Annotated in this window: 2 protein-coding genes; one reads left to right on the forward strand and one right to left on the reverse strand. The window is 68.4% G+C overall.

Annotation, left to right across the window (positions count from 1 at the left end):
- Positions 1-225 precede the first annotated feature (225 nt).
- The gene (locus tag FNH04_RS43750; protein WP_322725589.1) at positions 226-2,082 is read right to left on the reverse strand and encodes a phosphoenolpyruvate carboxykinase (GTP); all 1,857 of its coding nucleotides are present in this window, start codon (positions 2,080-2,082) and stop codon (positions 226-228) included.
- A 327-nt stretch (positions 2,083-2,409) separates the two neighbouring features.
- On the opposite strand from FNH04_RS43750, the gene trhA reads away from it, so the two are divergent.
- Positions 2,410-3,123, forward strand: a complete 714-nt coding sequence (gene trhA, locus FNH04_RS43755) for a PAQR family membrane homeostasis protein TrhA (RefSeq protein ID WP_152791795.1) — start codon at positions 2,410-2,412, stop codon at positions 3,121-3,123.
- Positions 3,124-3,125 lie beyond the last annotated feature (2 nt).

A 3,125-nucleotide genomic window follows, 5' to 3' on the forward strand; every position in this document is an offset into this window, starting at 1 on the left:
GGGGCTCACCCGGGTGGGGCCCGACGTTCGGGCCCGAACCGTCACCCGCCACCGCGCCGTGCTGCCGGCGGGAGCGCGAGGGCCGGGCCCCGCACACCGTTGTACGGGCCCCGGTTCCTCCGGGTGACGTACCGCGGCCGGCCATGAGTCGCAGGTCAGGGCATCCCGGGGCCGGCCGCGGAGCAGGGGTTGGGCAGGGGTTGGGCAGGGGTTGAGCCGCTCTGGTCAGCCGAGGCGCTGGACCAGGGCGTGGTACTCGTCCCACAGCTCCTTGGGGGTGTGGTCGCCGAAGGTGTTGAGGTGCTCGGGGACGAGCGCCGCCTCCTCGCGCCAGACCTCCTTGTCGACGGTGAGCAGGAAGTCCAGGTCGGACTCGGACAGCTCCAGGCCGTTCGTGTCCAGGGCCTGCTTCGTCGGCAGGACGCCGATGGGGGTCTCCACGCCCTCGGCCCTGCCGTCGAGGCGGTCCACGATCCACTTCAGGACGCGGCTGTTCTCACCGAAGCCCGGCCAGACGAACTTGCCCTCGTCGTTCTTCCGGAACCAGTTGACGTAGTAGATCTTCGGCAGCTTCGACTGGTCCTTGCCCTTGGCCACGTCGACCCAGTGGCCCATGTAGTCGCCCATGTTGTAGCCGCAGAAGGGCAGCATCGCGAAGGGGTCGCGGCGCAGCTCGCCGACCTTGCCCTCGGCCGCCGCCGTCTTCTCCGACGCCACGTTCGCGCCGAGGAACACGCCGTGGTTCCAGTCGAAGGACTCGGTGACCAGGGGCACGGCCGTGGCGCGGCGGCCGCCGAAGAGGATCGCCGAGATCGGCACGCCCTTCGGGTCCTCCCACTCGGGCGCGATGATCGGGCACTGGGCGGCGGGCACGGTGAAGCGGGCGTTCGGATGGGCGGCCGGAACCTCCGAGTCCGGCGTCCACGCGTTGCCCTTCCAGTCCGTGAGGCGGGCCGGGGACTCCTCCGTCATGCCCTCCCACCAGATGTCGTTGTCATCGGTGAGCGCGACGTTGGTGAAGACCGAGTTGCCCCACAGGGTCTTCATCGCGTTGGCGTTGGTGTGCTCGCCCGTGCCGGGTGCGACGCCGAAGAAGCCGGCCTCGGGGTTGATGGCGTAGAGGCGTCCGTCCTCGCCGAAGCGCATCCAGGCGATGTCGTCGCCGATCGTCTCGACCGTCCAGCCGGAGATCGTGGGCTCCAGCATGGCGAGGTTCGTCTTGCCGCACGCGCTCGGGAAGGCCGCGGCGACGTACTTCGACTCGCCCTGCGGCGGCGTGAGCTTGAGGATCAGCATGTGCTCGGCCAGCCAGCCCTCGTCGCGCGCCATGACGGAGGCTATGCGCAGGGCGTAGCACTTCTTGCCGAGCAGCGCGTTGCCGCCGTACCCGGATCCGTAGGACCAGATCTCGCGGGTCTCCGGGAAGTGGGAGATGTACTTGGTGGAGTTGCACGGCCACGGCACGTCCGCCTGGCCCGGCTCCAGCGGGGCGCCCAGGGTGTGCACGGCCTTCACGAAGAAGCCCTCGGAGCCCAGCTCGTCCAGGACCGGCTGTCCCATGCGCGTCATGGTGCGCATGGACACGGCCACGTAGGCGGAGTCGGTGATCTCGACGCCGAGCGCGGAGAGCGGCGAGCCGAGCGGACCCATGCAGAACGGGACGACGTACATCGTCCGGCCCCGCATCGAGCCCCGGAAGATACCGCCGCTGCCGTCCGCGCCCTGGAAGCTGTTTTTCTCTCCGGTGAAGATGGCCCGCATCTCGGCGGGGGCTTTCCAGTGGTTGGTCGGGCCGGCGTCCTCCTCCTTCTCGGAGCAGATGAACGTACGGTCCTCGACCCGGGCGACGTCGGTCGGGTCGGAGGCCGCGTAGTAGGAGTTGGGGCGCTTGATCGGGTCGAGCTTCCTGAAGGTGCCCTTGTCGACGAGCTCCTCACAGAGCCGCTCGTACTCGGCTTCGGATCCGTCACACCAGACCACGTTGTCCGGCTGCGTCAGTTCGGCGATCTCGTTGACCCACGAGATCAGTTCCTGGTGAGTGGTGGGGACGGTATCGAGGGGAGCCGCGATGTCCTGCGCCACGATTGCTCCTAAATGAGGGATTTTCCGTTGATTCGCCCCGTGGGGGCCGCGACCCGGACGCTTCGCAGGTGCCTCTTGGCGCTCATCCGGTGTCGACCGCACTCATTTGATCATCCGACGCATCCGCGCATATGTCCAGAGGGGGTCACAAGTGAGCGGCGTGACCATCACCACTCGGTAGAATTCGCCCAGCGTGTTTCCCTGCGTCACCGATGCCGCACCACGCGTATCCCGGTTTCACACGGGCAGTGAGACCATGGCCACTCTTCGGGACTCAACCCGTCCGACTGATACGTCACTTACGGTCGCGTAGGTACGATGCGGGTCATGACTGCGTCCGCCCCCGACGCGCCCATGGACACGCCGGTCGCCGACCGCGGTCCCGTAGCGCTCTCCCTGCCGCACCCGGTCAAGCCGCGCCTCCGCGGCTGGCTGCACGCCGGCATGTTCCCCGCCGTGATCGTCGCGGGCCTGGTGCTCACCGCGCTCGCGAACTCGACCCGGGGACGCATAGCGTGCGGTATCTACGTCCTCACGGCCTGTCTGCTCTTCGGCATCAGCGCGCTCTACCACAGAGGCGACTGGAGTCCGCGGATGGACGCCGTCCTACGCCGTCTCGACCACGCGAACATCTTCCTGATCATCGCGGGCACCTACACCCCGCTGACGCTGCTGCTCCTGCCCGACAGCAAGGGGCAGTGGCTGCTGTGGAGCATCTGGGCCGCCGCGCTGGCGGGCATCGTCTTCCGCGTGTTCTGGATCGGGGCCCCGCGCTGGCTCTACACCCCCTGCTACATCGCGATGGGCTGGGCCGCCGTCTTCTTCCTCCCGGACTTCCTGCGCACGGGCGGGATCGCCGTGCTCGTCCTGGTGATCGTCGGCGGCCTCCTCTACAGCGCGGGCGGCGTGATCTACGGGATCAAGCGCCCCAACCCGTCGCCGCGCTGGTTCGGCTTCCACGAGGTGTTCCACTCCCTCACGCTCGCGGCGTTCGTGGTGCACTACGTGGGCATCTCCCTGGTGGCCTACCAGCACGGCTGACC

This window comes from Streptomyces phyllanthi, from assembly GCF_009377205.1.
GTDB classification, from domain to species: domain Bacteria; phylum Actinomycetota; class Actinomycetes; order Streptomycetales; family Streptomycetaceae; genus Streptomyces; species Streptomyces phyllanthi.